The organism is Variovorax sp. 01N429 (assembly GCF_056399425.1).
Genome location: NZ_JBFTRG010000021.1, coordinates 81163 through 104485, shown reverse-complemented (window position 1 = coordinate 104485; position 23323 = coordinate 81163). Strand labels below are relative to the sequence as shown.

Below are 23323 nucleotides of genomic sequence, written 5' to 3'. Positions count from 1 at the left end.
GGGCGGGTCAAGGAAATGATCAAGCCCGGGGGCTTCAACGTGGCCACGCAGGAGATCGAGGTGTTCCTCAAGACCTACCCGGGCGTGCGCGAGGCCGTGGTGGTGGGCGTGCCGGACCGGCGCCTGGGCGAGGTGGGCTATGCCTACATTGAGGCGCGTCCTGGCGTGACGCTGGAGGCAGCGCAGCTGCAGGCGTACTGCAAGGCATCGATCGCCAGCTACAAGGTGCCCAGGCACGTGGAGTTCGTGACCAGTTGGCCGCTCACGGGCAGCCAGAAGATTCGCAAGCTCGAACTCAAGGCCAGGGCGCAGGCCACGCTGGAGAAGGCCGCATGACCGCGCAGTGCGTCTCCATCGCGCAGTGGGAGGCGAGCTCGCCGGAGGCGGGGCACTTCGGCCACTTCGCCCTCTTCGACATCCGCGACCCGGTCGAGTACGAACGCGGACACATCCCTGGCGCCAGCACATTGCCGCGCCGGCGCATCGAATTCCGCATCGCCGAACTCGTGCCGGACCGCGACACGCCGATCCTGGTCTACGGCGAGGCCGATGCGCGTGCCGCCCTGGCCGCCGACACGCTCGCCTCGCTCGGCTATACGCGCGTCCGCTGGCTGCAGGACGGCCTTGCGGCATGGCGCGCCGCGGGCCGCGCACTTGCCAACGGAACCAACGTGCCGAGCAAGCGTTTCGGCGAGCAGGTGCAGCACGCGTGCGCGGTGCCCGCCATCGATGCCGCCACACTGCTGCGGTGGCAGGCCGAGGGACGCCGCATCGCCGTGTGCGACGTGCGCACGCCCGAGGAGCATGCGCAGGGCTGCATTCCGCAGGCGCGGTCGCTTCCGAGTTTCGACATCGCCCTGCATGCCGCCGATCTCGCCCGGTCGGCCGACACGGTCGTGCTGCATTGCGCGGGCCGCACCCGCAGCATCATCGCCACGCGGACGCTGCGCGAACTGGGCATCGACAACGTGGTCGCGCTCGAGAACGGCACCATGAGCTGGCGCCTGGCGGGCCATGCGCTGGCCCAGGGATCGCATGGGATGCAGGCGCCGCCCTCCCCGGAAAGCCGCGCTCTTGCGGAACGCACGTCCGCCGTGCTTGCCCGCGACGCCGGTGTCCGGCGCATCGACGCCAATGTGCTGGTAGGACTGCTTGCCGACACAACGCGCAACCGCTATGTCTTCGATGTTCGCGGTGTGGCCGAGTTCGAGGCCGGACACATCGCGGGTTCGATCGCACTGCCCGGCGGCCAGGCGGTGCAACGCGCGGACGACTTCATGCCGGTACGCGCCGCGCCGATCGTGCTCATCGACGAGGAAGAAGCCCGCGCCAATCTCACCGGCGCGTGGCTGCGCCGCATGGGCTTCGCGGACGTCGCGGTTCTGACCCACGGGCTGCGCGGATGGCGGGATGCCGGCCTTCCGGTGGCGCGCGGTCGCCGTCCCGTCTCCGCAGCCATCCGCGAACCCGCCGCCATTCGATTGACGGTCGAGGCTTGCCTCGCGTGGCGCCGCGCACATCCGGAACTGCTCGTGATCGACGTCGATACGAGCGGGCACTTTCGCCGCGGCCATCTGCCCGATGCGCGCTGGATTCCACGCGGATGGCTCGAATTGCGCATTGGCGCGCTGGCGCCATCGACCGATGTGCCGGTGCTGGTGACGTGCGGCTCCGGCCAGCACGCGCCATGGGCCGCTGCCGCGCTGAGGCGAATGGGTCATGCGCAAGTCGCCTGCCTGGACGGCGGTACGCGCGCCTGGGCCGCTGCCGGGCAGGCGCTGCACCGCGCCGATCTGGCACCACAGGACGACGAGCTGCTGGCGCCTTATGAGCGAGGCGAACAGGCGATGCGCGACTACATCGACTGGGAAAAGCTGCTTGTGCCACTGGCGGCGCAGGACCTCGCCGCCCCACCTTCTGTCGATTCCACAAAGAGGCAAAGATGAACTTCAACTTCAGTCAATCGCAGCAGGATCTCTACGAGCTCGTCGGCTATCTCGCGCGCGAGCATTTCGCGGCGCGTGCCGCGCAAGCCGACGCGGCGCAGATCTTGCCGCTCCAGAACCTGAAGGATCTCCAGTCGCATGGCCTGCTGGGCCTGACCATCGCGCGCGAGCGCGGCGGCAAGGGCAGCGGCGTCATGGGCGAAGACCCGGTGCTCTATCTGCTGGCCATCGAACAGACCGCGCGCGTCGACCTGTCGACCGCGCATTGCCTGCACATCCACCTGCATGCCTGTCATTTCATCGACCAGGTCGGGACGCCCGAGCAGCGCCGAAGGTTGCTGGGGCCGGTGCTGCAGGATGGCGAACTCATCGGTGCCGTCGGCAGCGAGCCCGGCCGCACGGCGCGCGGCATGAACATGTTCAACACCATCGCGCAGCCGCTGCGCGATGGCTACGTGCTGAACGGACACAAGAACTACGCGACCCTGGCGACTGTGGCGGCCAACCTGATCGTCTTTGCGACGCTGCGCGGCTCGGAGCCCGCCGAAGGCAATGTGGCTATCGCGGTGCCGAGCGGGGCCGAAGGGCTGCGCATTGCGGAAGACACCTGGGACCCGGTCGGCATGCGCGCCGCCATCAGTCCGGACGTGCTGCTCGAGCAATGCTTCGTGGCGGGCGATCGGCTGATCGGGACACCCGGCGTCTATCCGCGCGAGCGCTGGCAGGCGCGGCACTATCTGTCGCTCTCGGCCCAGTACCTCGGTGCCTGCGAGGGCCTCTTCGACAGCCTGAGCGAGTACCTGCCGCGTCGCGGCACGGCCGGCGACGGGTTCACGCAACTGCGGCTGGGAGAAATCCGCGTGGCGATCGATTCCGTGCGCTGGCTTGTCTACCGTGCGGCCTGGCTCTGGACGCAGGGGGATTTGCAGCAGGCCGAACTGTTTTCGCTTGTCGCACGTCACCAGGCCACCGCTTGCGCGACCCTGGTGATGGACAAGGCCGCGCAGATCGCCGGCTCGCATGCGCTGACCGGACAGGGCCTCTTCCAGCGAATGATGCGCGACCTGCGCATCCACACGCTGCACTCCAACGTCGACAAGTCGGCGGCCACCATCGGCAAGTACCACCTCGGTCAGAGCTTCGACACGGGAGATCGCCTGTGAGGCGCCGCATCCACGACGCCGCCTGGAGGACTGCCGAATGACCGCCGAACTCGACACCCGCCGCTTTCGCGACGCGATGCGGCGCTTCGCCACGGGCGTGACCATCATCACCACGCGCGATGCCGAGCACACGCCGGTGGGGCTCACGGCCAACTCTTTCAACTCTGTCTCGCTCACGCCGCCGCTCGTGCTCTGGAGCCTGAACAAGCACGCCCGAAGCCTGCCGATCTTCATGGAGGCCGAACATTACGCGGTGAGCGTCCTGTGCGCGGACCAGATGCCTCTGGCCGCCCGCTTCGCCTCACCGATCGATGATCGCTTCGCGGGCGTCGATTGGCATCGCGGCCCGACCGGCGTTCCGCTCTTCGACGGGTGCGTGGCGTGGTTCGAATGCGTTAGCGTGCACCGCTACGAAGGCGGCGATCACGTCATCTTTGTCGGCGAGGTGCTCAACTTCGGCCACAGCGACAAGGTGCCGCTGCTGTATGCCGGCGGCACCTACGGCGTGCCCGCGGTGCATCCGGCGATGCCGCCCTCAAGCCCATGAGACGCTGAGGTCGTCGAGCTTGCGAGCGAGGGCGCGTGTCTCCTTGAGCAGCAGGCGCGAGAGTTCCTCGCGCCGCGGCCCTTCGAAACGCTCCCGGATGCCGGCGATGCTGATCGCCGCATAGGGCGGTCCGCCGCGCGTGTGGATCGCCGCGCCGAGCGCGCCTACGCCCGGAAGCACGTTCTCCTCGTTGATGGAGAAGCCGGCGGCGCGCGATTCGGCAATGACCTCGCGCAGGCGTTCGCCGGTGATGCGTCCGAAGGCCTGCATGCGCGGGCCGTTGACCGCGATGATGCGATCGACCTCATCGTCGCTGAGGCTGAGCATCAGCGCGACGCTTGCAGCGCCGACGCCGAGCGGCCGGCGGGTGCCGACTTCCATCGTGCGGGTTCGGATCGGGTAGCTGCCTTCGACAAGCGCCAGGCAGACTGTGTCGAAGCCGCTGCGCACGACCAGGTACACCGTGTCCTGCGTGGCCTGCCCGATGCGGTCGAGGGTCGGCTGGCACACCTCCTTCAGGTTGAAGTAGGGCGATGCGGCCAGCCCGAGTTCATAGACGACGTGGCCCAGCCGATAGCACTTGGTCGCCGGATCCTGCATCACCATGCCTTGCGACACCAGCCCCTTCACGATGCGATGCGCGGTGGGCCGTTCGAGCCCCATCGCGCTCGCGATGTCCACCAGCCGCATGCCCTTCTGGAAGGCTGCGATCTCTCGCAACATCGCGACGGCGCGATGAATGGTCTGGGTTCCGCGGGGATGCGAAGCTGGATTCTTTTTGGCGGCGGCGGCCGTATTGGATGTCTTCTTGCGTGCGACGGTCGATCGCACGGGTGCTTTTGTTGTCATGCTCGCGGAGTCCTCCCGGCGTAGTCACATATTGGAATTATAGGAGCGCACGTCCGCCTTGCGCCGTGCGCGAGGGCCGCGACGCGGCGCAATGCCGAACGAAATCCTCGGCGCCTCGTCCCAGCTGCTTGTCGCGGTGCAGGACCATCGCCAGCCGCCTCACCGCGGGCGGCAGGCGGGTCCGAAGCTCGACCAGCGTTCCGTCGGCGAGCGATTGCGCAACCGCCTGGCGCGACAGGAAACCCAGCGTCGTCCCCGCAGCGACCAGGTGCTTGATGGCCTCCGGACTGCCGAGCTCGAAGGCCACGTCGATCGCGCCCAGATGCTCGATCAGCCAGCGATCGGCAGCCTCCCGTGTTCCGGACCCGGTCTCGCGCAACGCCCACGATGCCTCGCGCAACATACGGACGCCCACCAGCCGCCCCGCCAACGGATGCGTCGGCGACGCCACGACCACCATCTCGTCGTTGAACCACGGCCGCACGATCAGGTCCGGATGCGTTTGCGGGCCTTCGATGAAGCCCACGTCGACATCGAAGGCCGCAACCGACGCGATGACTTCGGAGGTGTTGGCGATGACCAATTGCACGCGGCTCGTCGGATGCCGCGCCTTCCACTGACCGACCAGCGCCGGCAGGATGTACTCGCCGATGGTGAGGCTCGCCGCGACGCGCAGCGGTGTGGCGTGGTCGCCGGAGAACAGGTGCTGCAGCTCGCCCGCCTGATCGAGCAGCGAAGCCGCGCGCGGCAGAAGCGCGCGCCCGTTCTCGTTGAGCAGCAGGCGCCGGCCGGCCCGGTCGAACAGCGCGACGCCGAGTGCGGCTTCAAGGTCGGCCAGCGCCGTGCTGGCCGCGGACTGCGAGCGCGCGATGCGCTCCGCCGCAGCGCGCGTCGAGCCGTCCCGCGCGATGGCAACGAAGACTTCGAGATGGCGTAGATGCAGGCGCAGCCGCGATGGCAATGGCGAGGGGGATGGGGACGGGCTCGTGGGCCGGCGCATGTCGCTGATCGATTTTTCAGGTCAATTCGATCAATATTGTGCGCTATTTCTTTTTAGCGACAGTGCCTACCATCGCAGGGAAACCGAGACCACACTGTGTTCAAGTTCCTGTCCTCAGAGCCCCTTCACGATCCCCTCGCCGCGCCCGTTCCGACCGCGGACACCGAGGTCAAGACCACCACCTGCTACATGTGCGCCTGCCGTTGCGGCATCCGTGTGCACCTCAGGGACGGCGAGGTGCGCTACATCGACGGCAACCCCGACCACCCACTGAACCAGGGCGTGATCTGCGCCAAGGGCTCCTCGGGAATCATGAAGCAGGTCTCGCCGGCACGGCTGACCCAGCCTTTGCTGCGCAAGCCCGGCAGCGAGCGCGGCGCTGGCGAATTCGAGCCCATCAGCTGGGAGCGTGCTTTCGATCTGCTGACCGAGCGGCTCTCCAAGATCCGTGCGACCGATCCGAAGAAGTTCGCGCTCTTCACCGGCCGCGATCAGATGCAGGCCTTGACCGGCCTGTTCGCGCGCCAGTTCGGCACGCCCAATTACGCGGCCCACGGCGGCTTCTGCTCGGTCAACATGGCCGCCGGAATGATCTACACCGTCGGCGGCAGCTTCTGGGAGTTCGGCGGCCCGGACCTCGACCGGGCCAAGCTGTTCGTGATGATCGGCACCGCCGAAGACCATCACAGCAACCCGATGAAGATCGCGTTGTCGAAATTCAAGCGCGCGGGCGGCCGCTTCATCTCGATCAACCCGGTGCGCACCGGCTATTCGGCCATCGCCGACGAATGGATCCCGATCAAGCCGGGCACGGACGGCGCGCTCTTCATGGCGCTGCTGCATGAGCTGATCGGCACCGACCAGATCGACCATGCCTTTCTCAAGCGCTTCACCAACGCGCCGCAACTGGTGGTGCTGGACGAGGGCGAGCGCGAGGGACTCTTCGCATTCGATCCCGAGCGCGGCCCGCCGGGCGACGGCCGCCATCCCCACAACAAGCTCGTGTGGGATACGCAAAGCGCCAGCGTGAAGGCCGCGTACCCCGAAGGCATTGCCGACGGCTGCGATCCCGCCCTCGAAGGGCGCTATACGCTGGCCGACGGCACGCGCGTCGCGCCGTCGTTCCAGCTGCTGCGCGAGCGCGTCGCGAGCTGCACGCCGGAGTGGGCCGAGGCCATCACCGGCATCGATGCGGCGCGCATCCGCAAGCTTGCGCGCGAGATGGGCGAGACGGCGTTGAAGCAGGCCTTCGAGCTGCCCATCCCTTGGACCGACGCCTGGGGAAAGAAGCATCCGACCACGCAGGCGCGCCCGGTCGCCTTTCATGCGATGCGCGGCCTGGCGGCCCATTCCAACGGCTTCCAGACCGTGCGTGCGCTGGCGGTATTGATGAGTGTCCTGGGCACCATCGACGCGCCGGGCGGCTTTCGGCACAAGGCACCGTATCCGCGACACATCGTGCCGAACTACCGGGCGTTCAATGCGCCCGAGATGATCCAGCCGAACACGCCGCTCAACGCAGCGCCACTGGGCTTTCCGGCCAGTCCGGAAGAGCTTGCGATCAACCCCGATGGTTCGCCGATCCGCATCGACCACGCGTTCTCGTGGGAGCATCCGCTGTCGGCGCACGGGCTGATGCACAACGTGATCGGCAACGCCGTCAAAGGCGATCCCTACCGCATCGACACGCTGCTGATCTTCATGGCCAACATGGCCTGGAATTCCAGCATGAACACGATGGTGGCGCGCGAGATGCTCAACCGCAAGGACGAGAAGGGCGACTACATGATCCCGTTTCTTGTGGTTTGCGACGCGTTCCAGAGCGAGACCGTGGCCTTCGCCGACCTCGTGCTGCCCGACACCACCTATCTCGAGCGGCACGACGTGATGAGCATGCTGGACCGGCCGATCTCGGAGTTCGACGGCCCCGTGGATTCGGTGCGCGTTCCGGTCGTGCCACCCACGGGTCAGTGCAAGCCCTTCCAGGAGGTGCTGATCGAACTGGCCTCGCGCATGAAGTTTCCGGCGTTCACCACGCCCGAGGGCGGGCGCAAATACACGGACTATCCGGACTTCGTCGTCAACTTCCAGCCGCAGCCGGGCATCGGCTTCCTGATGGGCTGGCGCGGCAAGGACGGCACCGAGCATCTGAAGGGCGAACCCAACCCGAAGCAGTGGGAGGCCTACGCGCAGAACAACTGCGTCTTCCAGTACCACATGCCGGAAACCATGCACTACATGCGCAACTGGAACCGCGAATACCTCGACTTCGCGAAGGACAAGGGCTGGCGGCAGCGCAACGACCCCGTGCAGCTTGCGCTCTACTCCGATGCGCTGCAGAGCTTCCGCCTCGCCGCGCAGGGGAAGGCCGGTGGCCGCCAGCCGCCCGATGCCTTGCGCGAGCGCATCGACACCTACTTCGATCCGCTGCCCTTCTGGTATGCGCCGCTCGAAGAGGGCGCGACGGACCTCGCTGCCTATCCGCTGAATGCAATCACGCAGCGACCGATGGCGATGTACCACTCGTGGGATTCGCAGAATGCATGGCTGCGGCAGATCCACAGCCACAACTACCTGCACGTGAATCCCGCCACCGCCGAAGCGGCCGGCATTGCCGACGGCGGCTGGTGCTGGGTCGAAAGCCAATGGGGCAGAGTGCGTTGCATGCTGCGCTACAGCGAGGCCGTGGAGCCGGGCACCGTATGGACCTGGAACGCCATCGGCAAGGCCGACGGTGCATGGCACCTGGCGCCCGGTGCGGACGAAGCGCGCAAGGGCTTCCTGCTCAATCATCTGATTTCCGAGGAGCTTCCCTTCGAAGGCACGCGCGCCGGGACCATCAGCAACTCGGACCCGATCACCGGACAGGCCGGCTGGTACGACGTGCGCGTGCGCATCCGGCCCGCTGCGCCCGAAGAGGCGAAGGAAAGTTTTCCGCAGGTCGCCAGCATGCCGGTCTTGCCCGGTGTGCTGGGCAAGGCGGCGAATGTCTTGACCTACTTTGCGGGGCGCAGGCGATGATTCAATGGCTCAAGGACCTGACATCGCGCGCCGCATCGCCGCTGCCGCTCATCGACGAAGGCGCGGCCACCGTGCGAGCGGACCCGGCCGAGACGCTCGCGAAGCAGCTCGCGCTGGTGATCGACCTGAACGTCTGCGTCGGCTGCCACGCCTGCGTGACCTCCTGCAAGCAGTGGAACACCTCCGGCAGCGCCGGCCCGCTCGCCGATGCCAATGCCTACGGCGCCGACCCGACGGGTACCTTCTTCAACCGCGTGCAGACCTACGAGGCCGGGAGCTTCCCGTCCACGGACACCATCCATTTCCCCAAGAGCTGCCTGCACTGCGAAGACCCGCCCTGCGTGCCGGTGTGCCCCACGGGCGCGAGCTACAAGCGCAAGGAAGACGGCATCGTGCTGGTCGACTATGACAAGTGCATTGGCTGCAAGTACTGCGCGTGGGCTTGCCCCTATGGCGCGCGCGAACTCGATGAAGAGCGCCAGGTGATGACCAAGTGCACCCTGTGCGTCGATCGCATCTACGACGAGAAGCTGCCCAAGGAAGACCGCAAGCCCGCCTGTGTGAAGGCCTGCCCCACCGGCGCGCGGCTCTTCGGCGATGTGAAGGACCCGGACTCCGACGTCTCGAAGGCGATTCGCGAGCGTGGCGGCTACGCGCTGATGCCGGAGTGGGAAACCCGCCCCGCGAATCAATACCTTCCCCGGCGCGTGACCGCCGAGGCCGGCGGCGCGACCGTGGTGCCGTCCGCGCAGGGCGAAGCGCAATGAACCCCGCGTTCTCGGTCGTCATCTTCACCACCGTCGCCGGCGCGGCACAAGGCCTGGTGGTCACGCTGGCACTGGCGATGCTGGGCGGCCTGTCGATCTCGCCTGGCTTCGCGAGCGCGGCCTTGGCCGTTGCCGAAGCGATGCTGCTGGTCGCCCTTGGCGCCTCGTTCGGCCATCTGGGAAGGCCCGAACGTGCATGGCGCGCCGTGCTGATGTGGCGCACCTCGTGGCTGTCTCGGGAAGTGATCGTGCTGCCGACCTTCATGGCGGTGGTGGCGTTGTGGTGGCTCGCCTTGCACAACGGCATCAACTCCCCGCTATTGCCGTTGCTGCCACTGGCCGCCGCGCTCTTCGCGTTTCTGCTCTGGTACTGCACCGCGATGATCTATGCCTGCCTGCGCTTCATCCAGGAGTGGGCGCAGCCGCTGACGCTCGTGAACTTCACGCTGATCGGCTTGTCGTCAGGCCTCGTGCTGGCAAGCGCACTGGCCGCGTCGATGGGCGAGCAGGCGCTCTTGAACGCCACGGGTGCGGCCGCGCTGGCCCTCACGCTCGTCGCCTGGGCCACGCGCATGCTGGCGCTTCGCCGCAACGCCGCGCTGAAGCCGCGCTCCACACTGCAGTCGGCCACCGGCATTCGGGCGGCGAAGCTGACGCAGAAGTCGATGGGCATGTCGGCGGGATCTTTCAACACGCGCGAGTTCTTTCATGGCATGGGCCTCGCTGCCCTGAAGCGCGTGAAGCTGGCCTTCATCGTGCTGGCCTTCGCGCTGCCTTCGCTGATGCTCCTGTGGGCAATCGCCACATCCTCCACGGCGGGCTTCGTCCTGGCGCTGGTGTTCCAGGCGCCGGGCCTGGTCGCCGAACGATGGTTCTTCTTCGCGCAGGCGCGGCACCCGCAGAACCTCTACTACCAGGTGGTGTCCTGAGAGCGAACGCGAAGGCTATCGGCCTCTGGCGGGCTGTTTCACACCCACCCGGCGCGCCGGAAGCGGTAATACAGGTAGCCGCACAGCAGCACGATGACCAGCAGCGCGGCCGGATAGCCGTAGTGCCAGTCCAGTTCGGGCATGTTCTTGAAGTTCATGCCCCAGATGCCCGCGAACGACGTGCAGACCGCGAAGATGGCCGCCCACGCCGCCAGGCGCTTGGTGACTTCGTTGTCTTCGATCGTCACCATCGAAAGATTCACGCTGATCGCCGTGCCGATCGTGTCGCGGATCGCGTCGATGGACGCGTTGATGCGCCCCAGATGATCGACCACGTCCCGAAAATACTCCTGCGACCCGATGCAGATCTGCGGCACGCGGCCGCCATGCAGCTTGCCCACGCCTTCGAGCAGCGGCGCCACCGCGTGCTTGAGCACCGTGAGCCGCTGCTTGAGCTCGTACAGGCGCCGCACGTTCTCGCGCGCTTCGCCTTTCGTGAAAATGCGCTGCTCGATCGTCTCCAGTTCGACCTCGAACGCATCGATGACCGGAAAGTAGCGGTCGACCACCGCATCCATGAGCGCATACAGCACGAACCCCGGGCCATTCTTCAATAGCTCGGGCTCGCGCTCGCAGCGTTCACGCACTTCGACGAATCCGTGATCGCTGCGGTTTCGCACCGACACCAGGTAGTTGGTGCCGACGAAGACATCGATCTCGCCGACGTTCAGCGCACGTTTGTCGTGTTCGTCGGGCTCCAGCAGATGCATGACGACGAAAAGCGACCCGTCGTATTCCTCGACTTTCGGCCGCTGGTGGCCGTGCTGCGCATCTTCGACCGCCAACGGATGCAAGCCGAATTCGGCCTGCACCTCGGCAAGTTCCTCGGGCGTGGCGTCGTGCAGCGCGACCCATACGAAGCAGCCCGGCAGCGACACGTAGTCGCTGATGCTGGAGACAGGAATGTCGGCAAGCTTGTTGCCGTTTTCATAGACGACGCAATTGACCAGCATGCGATGGCACCGGGACGAGACAAAGACGGGTCATCTTGCCACGGCCCGGCGCCGGCGTCGTACCGATCAAAGCTGGCTCATGCCGCCATCCACCACGATTTCGGTGCCCACAATGAAAGCCGACTCCGGTGACGCGAGGTGAAGCACGGTGCTGGCGATTTCTTCCGGCGTGCCGAACCGGCCGAGCGGAATCTGCGCCTGGATCTGCGCCGCGGTGGCTTCGAGTGTGGCGGCATCCAGGCCGAGCTTTCCGTAGATCGGCGTCCGCACCGGGCCGGGGCTCAGCACGTTGACGCGCGCGCCGCGTGGCAGCAGTTCGGCCGACAAGGTCTTGGCAAGCGAGATGACCGCAGCCTTGCTGGCTGCATAGACGGCGGTACTGGGCATGCCGATGTGCGCATTGATCGAGCCGTTGATCACGATCGACGCGCCCTGCGCGAGCAATGGCGTCACGGCCTGGATCTGGAAGAACAAGCCCTTGACGTTGGTGTTGAAGATGTCGTCCCAGAAGGCTTCGGTCACATCCGACAGCCCTGCGAATCTTGCGACCCCGGCGTTGAGGAAGACGGCATCGAGCTTCAGCCCACGGCCGGCGATATCGGCTGCCAGTTCCTTCGCGGCCGCCGGTGCGCCGGCGTCATTGCGGATGGCGACGGCCTTCGGGCCGAGCTCGCTCTGCGCCCTTTCGAGCGCGGCGGCGTCACGGCCTGTCACGACGACGCGTGCGCCCTCCGCCACGAAAGCCTTGGCGGCGGCGAGGCCGATGCCGCTCGTGCCGCCGGTGATCAGTACTGTCTTGTCTTGAAAGCGTTCCATGATGGTTTCCATTGAGTGCCGGTCAGATGACCGTGACTGAATGGTCGGCTTCAAGGACGCTTTTGACGTGCCGGTTTTCGGTGGGCAGATGTGCGAAAACTTCGAACGTTCTTTGCTCGGCGTGCCATGATTTCGCTCAACTTGTTCGAAAGAGCCGACGATGCTGTCAGAAGATGAACTCGCGCTGCTCGAGGCGATTCGCGAGAGCGGAAGCCTCTCCCGTGCCGCGGCACGGCTGGGAAAGGCGCCGTCCACCATCTCGCACGCCGCGCGTCAGCTCGAGGAGAGATTCGATGCGCTGCTGTTCGACCGGCGCCGTTATCGGCCGCAGTTGACTCCGGCCGGCCAGCTGCTCGCGCACGAAGCGTCGCGGCTGGCCGCGGACGTATCGCGGCTGTCGCAACGCGTCCGGCAGGTTGCGAGCGGCTGGGAAGATCGCCTGTGGATCGTGACCGACGAGATCATCGAGTTCGAGACCCTGCTGCCGGTGATCGGCGCTTTCGATGCGCTGGAATCGGGCGTGCCGCTGCGCATGACGCATGAAGTGTTGCGGGGCACCTGGGAAGCCTTGCGCGATGGCCGTGCCGACATGGTCATTGGAGCGACGAACGAGCCGCCGTCGATCGAGGGCCTGCGCTGGTTCGAACTCGGCGTCATGGACTGGGTCTTCGCCGTCTCGCCGCGTCATCCGCTCGCTTCGGCAAAAGAGCCGATCGGGCGGGACGCCATCACCGGCCAACGGGCGGTGGTCGTTGCCGACACCTCGCGCACCACCGCAGGCAGTGCCTACGGCATTCATGGCGGCCAAGCCGTGTTGGCAGTACCGACCATGCGCGCCAAGATCCTTGCGCAGCGCGACGGCCTCGGCGTCGGATGGCTGCCGCGACAACGCGCCGCTTCGTTGCTCGAGCGCGGCGAATTGATCGAAAAGCAGACCGTCGACCCGCGCGAGCCGAACATCCTCTATGTTGCCTGGCGAGGCGATCACGAAGGCCGCGCGATGGATTGGTGGCTGGAGCAGCTTCGCCAGCCTCGGCTGTCGAACCGGCTGGTGCAGGGCCTGGACACGTTCGACGCCCGAGCGCGAGAAACGGCCAGGGCAGCTACATCGGCTGCGAGCCAGGCTCGCCGACCGGCCGGGGCTTTCGATCCAGCCACTGCACCAAGGGTCCGATGAGTTCCAGCGGCAGCGGAAAGACGATCGTCGAATTCTTGTCGGCAGCGATGACGGTCAGCGTTTCGAGATAGCGCAACTGCAGCGCCTGCGGATGCCGCCCCAGGATCTCGGCGGCTTCCGCCAGCTTTGCGGACGCCTGCAACTCACCTTCGGCATGGATCACCTTGGCGCGCCGCTCGCGTTCGGCCTCCGCCTGCCGGGCAATCGCACGCACCATGTTCTCGTTCAAGTCGACATGCTTGATCTCGACGTTGGTCACCTTGATGCCCCACTGGAAGGTCTGAGCTTCGAGCGTCTTCTGGATATCGAGATTGAGCCGCTCGCGCTCGGCCAGCAGGTCGTCGAGGTCATGCTTGCCCAGCACCGCACGCAACGTGGTCTGCGCCAGTTGGCTGGTGGCCTCGAAATATCTCTCCACCTGGATGATCGCCTTCTCGGGGTCGATGACGCGAAAGTAGAGCACCGCATTCACCTTCACCGACACGTTGTCGCGCGTAATCAGGTCCTGGCTCGGGATGTCGAGCACCATCACCCGCAGGCCCACGCGCACCATCTGCTGGACGCCCGGGATGAGGATCACCAGCCCCGGTCCCTTTACCTTCCAGAATCTGCCTAGCTGGAAGACGACGCCGCGTTCGTACTCGCGCAAGATGCGCAGCGAGGCGGCAACGAAGGCCACCACGAGCAGCACGATGAAACCGACGAACACGAGGCTGAAATTGATGAACATGGGTCATGCCCCGGCCCCGGCCGGGCTCTCCTGGATGTCTTCGGTGACTTGAAGGGCCAGGCCCTGCACGCGCGTCACGCGGACCCGGCGGCCGGGGCTCAGTCCTTCTGAGCCGCGTACCTTCCAGTAGTCACCCTGGATTTGCGCCCAGCCTTCGCCGTCCGCGAATTCGACGAGCTCACCGGTCGCGCCGACCAGCGTCGAAACGCCCACCGCCAGAGGCCGTCGGCGCGTCTTCGCAGCGATGCCGCCAACGACCAGGATGAACGCCGCGGACCCCAGCGCCAGAAGCCCCACCAGCCACAGCGGCACGCCGAAGCCCGGAATGTCGTTGTCGATCAGGAGCAATGCGCCCACGCAGAACGCCACGATCCCACCCACACCGAGGACGCCGAAAGTCGGCAGAAACGCCTCCGCGATCAGGAAAGCCACGCCAAGGAGGATCAGCCCCAGCCCCGCAAAGTTGATCGGCAACATCTGCAGCCCGAAGAGCGCGACGAAAAGGCAGATGGCGCCCACCACGCCAGGCAGCACGAAGCCCGGATTCGAAAACTCGAACAGCAGGCCGTACACACCGACCATCAGCAGGATCAGCGCGAGGCTCGGCTCCGTGATCGCTGACAGCAATCGCGTGCGCCAATCCGCATCGACCACCAGAAGCTCCGCCCGCTGGGTTGCCAGGCGCACCTTGCCGTTGATGGTTTGCACTTCGCGCCCGTTCACCTGCGCCAGCAAGTCGGACACGTCCTTTGCAATGAGAGTGATGACCTGCTTGTCCAGCGCCTCCTGGGCCGACAGGCTGACCGATTCGCGCACGGCCTTTTCGCCCCAGTCGGCATTGCGCCCGCGCAGTTGCGCCAGGCTGCGGATGTAGGCCGATGCATCGGCGAGGCGCTTGGCTGTCATGGCATCGCCGCTGTGTTCCGCCTTGTCCGCGGACTCGGGTTTCGCAGCCGGCTCCGACGGTGACGGCATGCCAATGGCGACCGGCGTCGCTGCGCCCAGGTTCGAAGCCGGCGCCATCGCCGCGATATGACTGGCGTAGAGGATGTAGGTGCCGGCGCTGGCTGCGCGCGCACCGTTGGGGGCGACGAAGCCCGCCACGGGAACGGGCGATGCGAGGATGTCCTTGATGATGTTGCGCATCGACGCGTCCAACCCGCCGGGCGTGTCCATCTGAATAATGGCCAACCGCGCCTTTTCTTTTTCTGCGAGCTTGAGTCCGCGGTGGATGTAGTCGACGGTCGCGGGGCCGATCGCGCCGTCGATTTCCATCAGCACTACCATCCCGGCGCGCGCGTTGGCCGGCGGCTGGGCTGGGGCGGCATCAGGCACGGCTTGGGCATTGGCCGCTCCCGCCGCAAGGACGAGGAGGGTCCATACCGTCAACCATGCTCTGGCGGACCTCATCGTCCGATTCTAGGTACCGCGCAGGGCGCTGTCATGGTGCGTCGCAGCAGACGCCCCGGCTGGTTCCGGCCTCTTGCGCCGGCCCGGCGTGACTCAATCGATGTGGATGTTGGCCGCCTTGGCGACCTCGGCCCATTTCACGCGGTTGGCATGAACGGTCTGCTTGAATTGCGCGGGCGACTCGATGCGGATCGTGTTGCCCTGGTTCTCGAACTTCTCGCGGATCTCCGGCTGCTCGAGCACGGACCGGATGGCAGCGTTGAGCTTGTCCACGATGTGCGGATCGGTGCCCTTCGGCGCGAACACGCCGAACCAGATCGAGCTGTCGAAGCCTTCGGTGCCCGGCAAGCCGCTCGACGCGATGGTCGGCACTTCCTTGATGGCGGCCACGGGCTTTGCGGTGGTAACGCCCAGCAGCCGCACCTTGCCGGCCTTGTACTGCGGCAGCACGGTCTGCACCTGGTTCATGATGCAGCAGGTCTCACCGCGCACAACCGAAGTGATCGCCTCGGGACCGCCCTTGTAGGGCACATGCACCATGTTCAGGCCGAGCCGCGAATTGAATTCGGCAAACGCCATGTGCGTGCCGGCGCCATTGCCCGTCGAAGCGTAGTTGTACTTGCCGGGGTTCGCCTTCACGAGATCGACGAATTCCTTGAGCGTCTTCACGTCCATCACGTTCGGATTGATCGTGAGCACGTTCGACACATCGAGCACCGGCGCCACCGGAACGAAATCGGCTTCGACGTCGAAAGGCAGCTTCTTGTAGAGCGCCGCATTGCTGCCGTGCGTTGCCGCGGTACCGAAGGCGAGCGTGTAGCCGTCGGGCTTGGCGTGCGCGACGTATTCGCTCGCGATGTTGCCGGCCGCGCCCGACTTGTAGTCGATCACCACCGGCTGGCCGAGCTTGCGCTGGAGCGGCTCCTGAATGATGCGGGCGACGACGTCGACGCCCGAACCGGCCGGAAAACCCATGATCAGCGTGACGGGCTGCTGCGGCCAATCGGCCTGGGCGAACGCGGCCGGCGCAGCGGCGCACAGGGCCAACGTGGAGAGCATGAAAAGACGGCGCGCGCCTCGAATGAAAGATGCAGTCATGGCGGCATTGTGGCGCGAGCCTCATCAGCAATTGCACAGAAGCTTATGACTCCAGCTTATGCCTCGGGTGGACGGCCGCGCGCGCCGGCAGCCTTCTCCCGATAATCGCGGATCATGGTACGTCCCACCCAACTGCTCCACCCCCAGCGCGAACCGGCTCCGCTGCGCGCCGCCGCCACCGTGCTCCTGCTGCGCGACACGCCGGAAGGCATCGAAGTGCTGATGACCCGTCGCTCGTCGACGGCGAGCTTCGCGCCGGGCGCGTACGTCTTCCCAGGAGGACGCATCGACGAAAGCGACGCCACCGCGCGCGCGATCGCAACGCGCCGCCGCACCCAGAGCCGGACGCAACTCACACAAGCCATCGCCGCCCTTCGGGAGAGCTTCGAGGAACTCGGCGTGCTGCTCGCCCATCACCCCGACGGCCGGCCGGTGAGCGCCGAAGAAGTGGCCTCGATGGATCGCAGCACTGCCACCACCACAGTCGCCTTTGCCGATCAGTGCGTCGAACGTGGCCTGCTGCTGTCCACCGACCGCGTCTTTACCTTCGCCCACTGGATCACCGATCGCGATCTGCCCAAGCGCTTCGACGTGCCCTTTCTGGTGGCGCGCATGCCCGAAGGACAAACTCCGACGGCGGACGAGACCGAGCAGTTCGAGCCCTGCTGGGTGCGACCGGCGGACGCGCTCGCGCGTCATGCGGCGGGCGCCTTTTTCATGATTTTCCCGACGCTGCGCACGCTCGAAAGACTGGCCGCTTACAAGACGGTGGACGCCGTGTTGTACGCCTGCGCCAACCGGCACGGCGGCGAAGGTCCCCTGTGGACCAGTTGTCCGCGCGCCGGAATGCTCAAGGGCCAGGAGGCGCGCTACATGGAGACCGATTCGCCCTTCGGTGAACTCGCCATGGTCAGCCCTGACGGTCAACTCGTGCATGCGCTCGACTGGCAGAGCGAACAGCCGGTGCCGCTCCTGAAAAACGTACAGCGACTCACCGCGCCGAACCCGAGCGCCATGACCGGCCCCGGCACCAACAGCTACATCGTCGGCGACGCCTCCACCGGCTACGTCGTGATCGACCCAGGCCCCAATGATTTCGACCACATCGGCCGGCTCTGGCGCGCAACGCACGGCGACATCCGCGTGATCGTCTGCACGCACTCGCACGCCGATCATTCGCCGGGCGCCCTTCCGCTGCAGAAGCTGTGCAAGACCCCACCGCCCATCGTCGGACTGGCGTCGGCGCCCACCGCGCGGTCGACGGCCCGGTTCAGTCCCGACCGCGCGCTCAAGGACGGGGAGCACATCGTGCTGACCTCCGCCGCCCACACCCACACGCTGCGCGCCATTCACACGCCCGGGCACGCCGCCAACCACCTCTGCCTTGTACTGGAAGAAGACGGCCTCCTCTTCTCTGGGGACCATGTGCTCAATGGCAGCACCACCGTCATCGACCCGCCGGACGGCAACATGAACGCCTACCTCGCATCGCTCGACAAGCTCGATGCGGCATGTGCCGAAGGTGGCATCTCGTTCATCCTGCCCGCTCACGGCTATGTGCTCGGCGAAGCGCGTGCGGCACTGGCCTACCTGAAGGCGCACCGCCTCAAGCGCGAAGCCAAGATCGCTGCCGCCATGCGCAAGCTACCCCAAGGCACGCCGGAAGACTGGCTGCCGATCGCCTATGACGACGTGCCCGAGCGCATGTGGCCCGTGGCCGCTCGCTCGCTGGCTGCGCATGTCGAGCGACTCCGACAGACGGTGAAGGAATGAGGATGCCAGCGTGACCGAAAAAGATGCCGAAGACGGCATACGCCTGGCCAAGCGTGTCGCCGCGCTCGCTGGCTGCTCGCGGCGCGAAGCAGAGCTCCTGATCGAAAACGGCGCCGTGCGCGTCGACGGCCAATCCCGGCTGCTGCCGCAGTCGCGCGTGCATGCCCACGAAAACGTCGAAATCGAAGCCGGCGCCCGCCCCGAACCGGTGGTGCCCGTCACCCTCTTGCTGCACAAGCCAGCCGGCATGGCGACCGACCACGCGCACCGCCTGCTCGTACCCGCCAATCATCACGAACCCGAACGCGCCGGCCTGCGCTTCCTGCCGCGCCACGTCAGTGCCCAGCGTTGCATGACCCCATTGGAAACCGGCGCCAGCGGCCTGCTCGTCTACACCCAGGAGTGGCGCGTCGAGCGCAAGCTTCAGGAAGACGCCGGCATCCTCGAACACGAAGTCATCGTCGACGTCGCAGGCCCCGTAGGCCCCGAAACGCTGTCGCGCTTCGAACGCACCCCCGCCCGAGTCAGCATCAGCCAGCAAGCCGAAGGCCATACCGGCCTGCGCTTCGCCCTCAAAGGCGCCCGCCCCGGTCAAATCGCCCACCTGTGCGACGACGCCGCCCTGCAAATCCTCTCGATGAAGCGCATCCGCATCGGCCGCGTCCCCTTGGCCGGCCTCCTCCCCTCCCAGTGGCGCTACCTCTCTCCCCAAGAACGCTTCTAAAAAGAGAAAGAGAGCGCCGGACAAGCAGGGGCGGCGAAGCCCGCCCCCTTCGTGAACACCGCGGAACCGGCTTCGCCGGGCCGCCAGTGTTGCCCCCGGTCAGGGGGAAGGCGAAGCGACACGAAGTGCGCGCAGCCTGGGGGCGAGTCAAAATAGTGTGAAGCCCGCCTATAAGCCGGATTCTGTGCGCTGAAGCCCCTTTCGGAAGCTCCAGCGTGACCGCCATTAATCTGGGCCGTTTGTCGCCAAACGGCTCGGTGCCACCTACCCGCCAGCTCTGCGGAACCACATCGACGCTGGCCTACTTGGTGTTGCTGCGCGCAGAGATTGCCCGTTTCACCCGGCCGGGGTTGCCCCCGGCCGACTCGTCTCTGTTGCTCTGATCCTCACCTCACGGTGGAGAGCCGTTAGCTCCTGCGCTGTCCTGTGCAGTCCGGACGTTCCTCCAGTGCGCTCTTTCGAGACTTGCACCAGCGGCGGTCCAGCGTGCTTCACGGGGCGATTATCGCCACAATGACGCTCCCCACTTCCGCATCGGATTTGCCCAGAGGACACCGTATGAGAGCAGACACCATCTTGCAGACGATCGGCAACACGCCGCACATCCGTATCCAGCGCCTGTTCGGCCACGCCACCCAGCAGGTCTGGATCAAGTCGGAGCGCGCCAATCCGGGCGGCTCGATCAAGGACCGCATCGCGCTGTCCATGGTCGAGGATGCCGAGCGATCGGGCGCACTCAAGCCCGGCGGCACGATCGTCGAGCCAACCTCGGGCAACACCGGCATCGGCCTTGCCATGGTTGCGGCGGTCAAGGGCTACAAGCTGATCCTGGTGATGCCCGACAGCATGTCCGTCGAGCGCCGCCGCCTCATGCTGGCCTACGGCGCGAGCTTCGACCTCACGCCGCGCGAAAAGGGCATGAAGGGTTCCATCGCCCGCGCGGAAGAAATCGTCGCCGGCACGCCCGGCGCGTGGATGCCGCAGCAGTTCAACAATCCGGCCAACGTGGAGGTGCACGAGCGCACCACGGCCGAGGAAATCGCAGCCGACTTCCCGGAGGGTATCGACGTGCTGATCACCGGCGTGGGCACCGGCGGACACATCACCGGCTGCGCAAGAATCCTCAAGCAGAAGTGGCCCAAGCTCAAGGTCTTTGCCGTCGAGCCGGTGGCGTCGCCGGTGATTTCCGGCGGCCAGCCTTCGCCGCACCCCATCCAGGGCATCGGCGCGGGCTTCATCCCGAAGAACCTCGACACCTCGCTGCTCGATGGCGTGCTCCAGGTCGATGCCGAACCCGCGCGCGAAATGGCCCGCCGCTGCGCGCGCGAAGAAGGCATCCTTGTCGGCATTTCCTCCGGCGCCACCCTCACAGCCATTGCGCAGAAATTGCCGTCGCTGCCTGCAGATGCCGTGGTGCTGGGCTTCAACTACGACACCGGCGAGCGCTACCTGTCCGTCGACGGATTCCTGCCCGCGTGAACGTATCCCGTCGAGGCACCGCTGCCGCATGCGCATCCTGCTGGTAGAAGACGAAGCCGAACTCGCGGCATGGCTGGTCCGTGCGCTGAAGCAAAGCGGCTTCGTCACCGACCACGCACCCGACGCGCGCACGGCCGAGGCCCTGCTGGCCGGCAATGAATACGACGCCGCCGTGCTCGACCTGCGACTGCCGGACAAGCACGGCCTGGCGCTGCTCTCGGCCATGCGCGACGAAGGCGACCGCACGCCGGTCCTGGTGCTCACGGCAGAAGGCTCGCTGCAGGATCGCGTGCGCGGTCTGCATCTGGGCGCGGACGATTTCCTGAGCAAGCCTTTTGCGGTCGAAGAGGTGGAAGCGCGTCTCACGGCGCTGGTGCGGCGCAGCCGCGGCACGCAGCATCCGCGCATGCACTGCGGATCGCTGACCTACGACAGCGAAAGCCATGCCTTCATGCTGCAAGGCCAGCTCCTGGCCCTCACGCCGCGCGAGCATGCGGCGTTGATCGCGCTTCTGCTGCGCGCCGGCTCGCCCGTCGGCAAGCAGCGCCTGTCGGGCAAGGTGTTCCCGCACGACAGCGAGGTCGGGCCGGCAGCGATCGAACTGGTGCTGCATCGGCTGCGCCGCAAGCTGGCCGACAGCGACGTCCGCATCACCACGGTCCGCGGCCTCGGCTACATGCTGGAAGACGTCTCCTCAGGTTCGGACGACCTCGGATGAAGGCCGAGCCGCGCCGCATCGGCATCCGCACGCTGCTGCTCGCGATGCTGCTGCCCGCGATCGTCGCGCTGCTGGCGATCGATACGTGGATCGACTACCGCGCCATCTCCAGGGTGGTGGTCGATGCATACGATCAGGCCCTCATTGAACCGGTCGAAGCGCTGAACGACAGCATCGCGATCGGCGACGACCTGAAGCCGCGCGTCGACACCGCCTTTTCGGTGCAGTCGATGTTCGAGTCGACGCGATCCATTCACAAGCATCTGCATGTGGGCTACACGCCGCTATCTGCCAAGAACGCCGGCAACAGCGCTGCGGCATCCGAGGAAACGCTGGTCGGCGTTTCGGACCTGCCGCCACCACCGGCGGGTCCGGACAACGTCGCGCAGTTCTACGACGCAACCTATCGCGGCTATCCAGTGCGCATCGCGGCACTGCGCCGCACAGTGCGCATCAACGAAACGGAGGGATACCGCGTACTCAGCCAGGCGGCCGAAAGCACCGGCTTCCGCCATCAGGCGTTGGCCGACTCATGGCACCAGGCGCTCTGGAACGACGTGCGGATCGTGACCGTGATGGTCGTTCTCGTGTGGCTGGGGGTGGCGCTCTCGCTGCGCCCGCTGCAGCGGCTGCGCCGATCGCTCGCGACTCGCGCACCGGGCGACCTCGAACCGCTTGACGCGAGCGATGTGCCCTACGAAGTCGCGCCGCTCGTGGAGGCGGTGAACCACCACATCGCCAACCAGGGCGACCTGTTGGCCAAGCAGTCGCGCTTTCTTGCCGACGCGTCGCACCAACTGCGCACGCCGCTGGCCATCATGCTGACGCAGGCCGGGTACGCGCTGCGCGAACGCGATCCCGAAACGATGCGCGAAACACTTCGCGCAATCGTCGCCCAACTGGTGCGCGCCCGCCGGCTGAGCGAGCAGCTGCTGGCGCTGGCGCACGCGAGCGAGTCCGCGTCGGACGCGGGAGCCCTCCCGATCACTGACCTCAACGCGGTGGCGCGCGAGGTGGTGCTGCAACATCTGCCGCTCGCACGCGAAAAGAACCAGGATCTCGGCTGGATCGACGCGCGCGGCGATGCGGAAATCGAAGACGCAGACTACGAACCGGCCGTTCCGGTTGTGCCGGTTGCTCCCGTCGCCGCGCAAGCCGCAGAACTGCACGAAGCACTGTCGAACCTGGTCCACAACGCCATCAAGTACACGCCGGCCAGAGGCCACATCACCGTGGCCGTTCGCTTTGACGGCGACTGGGTCGAGGCTGAAGTCTGCGACACCGGGCCGGGCATTCCGCAGAGCCGATGGGCAAGCGCGTTCGAACGCTTCCAGCGCTCGGACATCGTGGGCCCCGAAGAGGGCCGCGGCGCCGGCCTGGGACTCGCCATTGCACAGGCCTATGCGCACCGCAATGGCGGCGAAATCACGCTTGGCGACGCGCCGCCGCTCGAAGGCCTCGCAGGCGGATTGCGCGCCGTACTGCGGTTGCCGCGTGCGGTTCAACCCGATAAGTGATAACACGTATTTTGAAGAGCCCGCCTGCCACTGAAAGGAGATTGGAAGGCTTGATTTCTAGACTGCCTTTTGCTCAGCGTGCACATCGCATGCGACAAAGGAGACAAACATGCAGTGCCAGCGCAGGCATACGGGCCATCGGCTCGGGGGGCGGCAATGAAAGCCCTCACTTCCAAGGTCAAGAAAGACTATTACGGCGGCGCCTTGATGGTGTTCGTCGGGCTCATCGCGGTCTACGCGGGGCTTGATTACCGCACCGGCACACCCGCCCGCATGGGCCCCGGTTTCTTTCCGGTTGCCGTCGGCGTGCTCCTGGCCATCACAGGCCTGCTGATCGCGATCACCGCCCGATCCGACAGCGGCAGCTCATCCAAGATCGCGGTCGGTCACGGCCACGGGACTGGCCTTCCCGACGTGCGCGGCGGCATCTGCATCATCGTGGCCGTGCTGGCGTTCCTGCTGCTGGGCGTCTATGGCGGACTGGTCCCAGCGACGTTTGCCATCGTCTTCATCTCGGCGCTAGGCGACCGCACGAACACCATCACGCAGGCGATCCTGCTGGCGCTATCGATGTGCATCGTCGCGGTGATCGTCTTCTGGTGGGCGCTGCGCTTGCAGCTTCCGCTGTTCCAGTGGGGGATGTAGA

At 66.3% G+C, this 23323-nt stretch carries 21 protein-coding genes and 1 other RNA gene; 14 read left to right on the top strand and 8 right to left on the bottom strand.

What is annotated here, in order from left to right; translation table 11 throughout:
- The 4 genes from AC1DSF_RS26705 to AC1DSF_RS26690 form a co-directional block, all read left to right on the top strand.
- The coding region (locus AC1DSF_RS26705; protein WP_478146371.1) for an AMP-binding enzyme at nt 1-336 on the top strand (336 nt) is incomplete at its 5' end.
- Nucleotides 333-1946 carry a rhodanese-like domain-containing protein gene (locus AC1DSF_RS26700; protein ID WP_478146372.1) on the top strand — a complete coding sequence of 538 codons (1614 nt, stop codon included), beginning with the start codon at nt 333-335 and terminating at the stop codon, nt 1944-1946. The genes AC1DSF_RS26705 and AC1DSF_RS26700, both read left to right, overlap by 4 nt.
- Nucleotides 1943-3109: an acyl-CoA dehydrogenase family protein gene (locus AC1DSF_RS26695; protein WP_478146373.1), complete on the top strand. Its 1167-nt coding sequence runs from the start codon at nt 1943-1945 to the stop codon at nt 3107-3109. The genes AC1DSF_RS26700 and AC1DSF_RS26695 overlap by 4 nt, the downstream gene beginning before the upstream one ends.
- A 37-nt stretch (nt 3110-3146) precedes the next feature.
- Complete coding sequence (locus tag AC1DSF_RS26690; RefSeq protein ID WP_478146374.1) at nt 3147-3656, top strand: flavin reductase family protein; 510 nt, start codon at nt 3147-3149, stop codon at nt 3654-3656.
- On the opposite strand, the gene AC1DSF_RS26685 is transcribed toward AC1DSF_RS26690, so the two are convergent.
- Both AC1DSF_RS26685 and AC1DSF_RS26680 read right to left on the bottom strand, forming a co-directional pair.
- Nucleotides 3645-4505, bottom strand: a complete 861-nt coding sequence (locus tag AC1DSF_RS26685) for an IclR family transcriptional regulator (protein WP_478125947.1) — start codon at nt 4503-4505, stop codon at nt 3645-3647. The genes AC1DSF_RS26690 and AC1DSF_RS26685 overlap by 12 nt on opposite strands.
- A 37-nt stretch (nt 4506-4542) precedes the next feature.
- Nucleotides 4543-5505: a LysR family transcriptional regulator gene (locus AC1DSF_RS26680; protein WP_478183746.1), complete on the bottom strand. Its 963-nt coding sequence runs from the start codon at nt 5503-5505 to the stop codon at nt 4543-4545.
- 96 nt (nt 5506-5601) lie between these two features.
- Here AC1DSF_RS26680 and AC1DSF_RS26675 point away from each other — a divergent pair, with 96 nt between their 5' ends.
- The 3 genes from AC1DSF_RS26675 to AC1DSF_RS26665 are packed head-to-tail and all read left to right on the top strand — an operon-like array spanning nt 5602 to nt 10222.
- The gene (locus AC1DSF_RS26675) at nt 5602-8526 is read left to right on the top strand and encodes a molybdopterin oxidoreductase family protein (RefSeq protein ID WP_478125945.1); all 2925 of its coding nucleotides are present in this window, start codon (nt 5602-5604) and stop codon (nt 8524-8526) included.
- Entirely contained in the window at nt 8523-9293 is a 771-nt protein-coding gene (locus AC1DSF_RS26670; protein WP_478125944.1) for a 4Fe-4S dicluster domain-containing protein, read from the top strand. The genes AC1DSF_RS26675 and AC1DSF_RS26670 overlap by 4 nt, the downstream gene beginning before the upstream one ends.
- The gene (locus AC1DSF_RS26665; RefSeq protein ID WP_478125943.1) at nt 9290-10222 is read left to right on the top strand and encodes a dimethyl sulfoxide reductase anchor subunit family protein; all 933 of its coding nucleotides are present in this window, start codon (nt 9290-9292) and stop codon (nt 10220-10222) included. Before AC1DSF_RS26670 ends, AC1DSF_RS26665 begins: the two co-directional genes overlap by 4 nt.
- Before the next feature lie 38 nt (nt 10223-10260).
- Here AC1DSF_RS26665 and corA read toward each other — a convergent pair whose 3' ends face one another.
- Nucleotides 10261-11235: a magnesium/cobalt transporter CorA gene (gene corA, locus AC1DSF_RS26660; RefSeq protein WP_478125942.1), complete on the bottom strand. Its 975-nt coding sequence runs from the start codon at nt 11233-11235 to the stop codon at nt 10261-10263.
- 66 nt (nt 11236-11301) lie between these two features.
- Nucleotides 11302-12051, bottom strand: coding sequence for an SDR family oxidoreductase (locus tag AC1DSF_RS26655; protein ID WP_478146381.1), 750 nt, complete (start codon nt 12049-12051; stop codon nt 11302-11304).
- Nucleotides 12052-12211: 160 nt separating this feature from the next.
- Between AC1DSF_RS26655 and AC1DSF_RS26650 the strand changes: the two genes are divergently transcribed.
- Nucleotides 12212-13228 (top strand): LysR family transcriptional regulator, encoded by a 1017-nt coding sequence (locus tag AC1DSF_RS26650; RefSeq protein ID WP_478183745.1) that lies wholly within the window; start codon nt 12212-12214, stop codon nt 13226-13228.
- Here the strand turns inward: AC1DSF_RS26650 and AC1DSF_RS26645 are convergent.
- The 3 genes from AC1DSF_RS26645 to AC1DSF_RS26635 form a co-directional block, all read right to left on the bottom strand.
- Nucleotides 13155-13958: a slipin family protein gene (locus AC1DSF_RS26645; protein WP_478125939.1), complete on the bottom strand. Its 804-nt coding sequence runs from the start codon at nt 13956-13958 to the stop codon at nt 13155-13157. The genes AC1DSF_RS26650 and AC1DSF_RS26645 overlap by 74 nt on opposite strands.
- Nucleotides 13959-13961: 3 nt before the next feature.
- Nucleotides 13962-15368: an NfeD family protein gene (locus tag AC1DSF_RS26640; RefSeq protein WP_478125938.1), complete on the bottom strand. Its 1407-nt coding sequence runs from the start codon at nt 15366-15368 to the stop codon at nt 13962-13964.
- Nucleotides 15369-15461: 93 nt separating this feature from the next.
- A complete protein-coding gene (locus AC1DSF_RS26635) occupies nt 15462-16427 on the bottom strand; it encodes a Bug family tripartite tricarboxylate transporter substrate binding protein (RefSeq protein WP_478146404.1) in 966 nt (321 codons plus the stop codon).
- A 153-nt stretch (nt 16428-16580) separates the two neighbouring features.
- On the opposite strand from AC1DSF_RS26635, the gene AC1DSF_RS26630 reads away from it, so the two are divergent.
- Complete coding sequence (locus AC1DSF_RS26630; RefSeq protein ID WP_478183744.1) at nt 16581-18239, top strand: MBL fold metallo-hydrolase; 1659 nt, start codon at nt 16581-16583, stop codon at nt 18237-18239.
- Nucleotides 18240-18249: 10 nt separating this feature from the next.
- Nucleotides 18250-18963, top strand: a complete 714-nt coding sequence (locus AC1DSF_RS26625) for an RNA pseudouridine synthase (protein WP_478183743.1) — start codon at nt 18250-18252, stop codon at nt 18961-18963.
- A gap of 155 nt (nt 18964-19118) precedes the next feature.
- Here AC1DSF_RS26625 and rnpB read toward each other — a convergent pair.
- Nucleotides 19119-19456, bottom strand: an RNA gene (rnpB, locus tag AC1DSF_RS26620) — RNase P RNA component class A.
- A 65-nt stretch (nt 19457-19521) separates the two neighbouring features.
- Here rnpB and cysK point away from each other — a divergent pair.
- From cysK to AC1DSF_RS26600, 4 genes are all read left to right on the top strand, one after another.
- Nucleotides 19522-20442: a cysteine synthase A gene (gene cysK, locus AC1DSF_RS26615; protein WP_478125935.1), complete on the top strand. Its 921-nt coding sequence runs from the start codon at nt 19522-19524 to the stop codon at nt 20440-20442.
- 28 nt (nt 20443-20470) lie between these two features.
- Nucleotides 20471-21160: a response regulator gene (locus AC1DSF_RS26610; protein ID WP_478183742.1), complete on the top strand. Its 690-nt coding sequence runs from the start codon at nt 20471-20473 to the stop codon at nt 21158-21160.
- Nucleotides 21157-22677, top strand: coding sequence for a sensor histidine kinase (locus AC1DSF_RS26605; RefSeq protein ID WP_478183741.1), 1521 nt, complete (start codon nt 21157-21159; stop codon nt 22675-22677). The genes AC1DSF_RS26610 and AC1DSF_RS26605 overlap by 4 nt, the downstream gene beginning before the upstream one ends.
- Nucleotides 22678-22833: 156 nt before the next feature.
- A complete protein-coding gene (locus AC1DSF_RS26600) occupies nt 22834-23322 on the top strand; it encodes a tripartite tricarboxylate transporter TctB family protein (protein WP_478125932.1) in 489 nt (162 codons plus the stop codon).
- The last annotated feature ends 1 nt before the right edge of the window (nt 23323 follow it).